Source organism: Daejeonella sp. (genome assembly GCF_049655485.1).
Taxonomy (GTDB): Bacteria; Bacteroidota; Bacteroidia; order Sphingobacteriales; family Sphingobacteriaceae; genus Daejeonella.
In genome coordinates, this window is record NZ_JBASJU010000402.1 from 1 (window position 1) to 1793 (window position 1793).

Genomic DNA, 1793 nt, shown 5'->3' on the forward strand with positions numbered 1-1793 from the left:
GGAGAATCGCCCACGCGTCCATGCATCTTAAAAGCCATACCGCTGGTTGTACAAGCACCGGCAAGATTACCTTTTGCATCTATCGCCAGCATCCCAATAGTATCATGATTGAACTTATTTCCGGGCAACTTATTCGGCCGAAACTTGTTTTCTATGTTGATTTGCGGTTTATATTCAGATTTTTTTATCCACTCCTTCCAAGCCTTTTCAGATTCGGGTGTTAGAAGATTTTCTTCCTTAAAGCCTTGTTGAATCGCAAACTGAAGCGCACCGTCTCCAACCAGCATGACATGCGGAGTTTTTTCCATCACTAAACGCGCCACCGAAATTGGATGCACGATATTTTGCAAAGCTGCCACGCTCCCGCAATTTCCAAATTCGTCCATGATACATGCATCAAGGGTCACTTTGCCATCTCTGTCAGGATATCCGCCAATACCGACAGTCGGATTAGTTACATCAGCCTCTGGTACATGAACTCCCTTTTCAACAGCGTCAAGCGCACGTCCATTATTTTTAAGGACATTCCATGCAGCGGCATTGGCTGCAATGCCAAAGTCCCAGGTGGAGATAACAATAGGATTGTCTAGTACAGGAGGCGAACTGTGATTCAGATTACCTGCGAATGAATTCCCGGCGAGCAATGAAGCCCCGGCCAGGGATGTGGTTTTGAGAAATTTTCGGCGATCTACCATGATTAAAGGTAGCGAATTTGTGCAAAGAACAATGAACAAAGAGTAAGGACTAAACCCACTGCACGGAGTCTTTTTGTACCTTACTTAAAATTCTATCGGAGGGCATTGTCCGATCTTTATTCCTTGCTCTTTGTTCCTTGTTCCCTAAACAGTGGTATTAATCTTCAGTTCCTTCAACTGCTCTTCCGCAATCGTCGAGGGTGAATCAATCATCACATCACGTCCGGAATTATTTTTAGGGAAGGCGATTACATCACGTATAGAGTCTAAACCAGCGAAAATAGAAACCAGGCGGTCGAAACCGAAGGCAATACCGCCGTGCGGTGGCGCACCATATTCAAATGCATCCAATAAGAATCCGAATTGCTTTTGTGCTTCTTCGACGCTGAATCCCAGGTGTTTAAACATTAAAGACTGTAGTGCCCTGTCGTGGATACGGATCGAACCTCCTCCAATTTCAGTACCATTAATAACCATGTCGTACGCATTTGCCCGAACCTCACCAGGGTTGGTATCAAGCATAGCTATATCTTCAGGTTTTGGTGAAGTAAAAGGGTGGTGCATGGCGTGGTAACGTTGAGTGTCTTCATCCCATTCTAATAAAGGGAAATCAAGTACCCAAAGCGGTGCGAAAACATTCTTATCTCTCAAGCCTAAGCGGTTACCCATTTCAAGTCTTAATTCGCTCAATTGTTTGCGCACTTTATCCTTTAACCCAGCCATGATGAGGATTAAATCTCCAGGCTTTGAGTCAAAAGCTGCCGACCATTTTTTGAGCTCGTCTTCGCTGTAGAATTTGTCGACGGAAGATTTCAAACTACCATCAGTGTTATGACGCAGATAGATAAGTCCGGTAGCCCCAATCTGCGGACGTTTTATAAAATCGGTAAGCTCATCAAGTTGCTTCCTTGTGTATTCTGCGCATTTCCTAGCGTTGATACCAATAACCAGTTCTGCATTGTCGAATACCGGAAAGTCTTTGCCCTTAACAATATCGTTTAGTTCAACGAACTGCATTTCAAACCTGGTATCTGGTTTATCAGATCCATAAAGGCGCATCGCATCTGCATACTGCATCCTCGGAACATCAATCAGATC

At 44.4% G+C, this 1793-nt stretch carries 2 protein-coding genes; both read right to left on the bottom strand.

Annotation, left to right across the window (positions count from 1 at the left end; all coding sequences use genetic code 11):
• On the bottom strand, positions 1-695 hold a 695-nt coding region (locus WBJ10_RS16335), incomplete at its 3' end, for an isoaspartyl peptidase/L-asparaginase family protein (RefSeq protein WP_424292214.1).
• Positions 696-839: 144 nt separating this feature from the next.
• Positions 840-1793, bottom strand: a 954-nt coding sequence (locus WBJ10_RS16340) for an amino acid--tRNA ligase-related protein (protein WP_424292216.1), incomplete at its 5' end; no start/stop codon positions are given.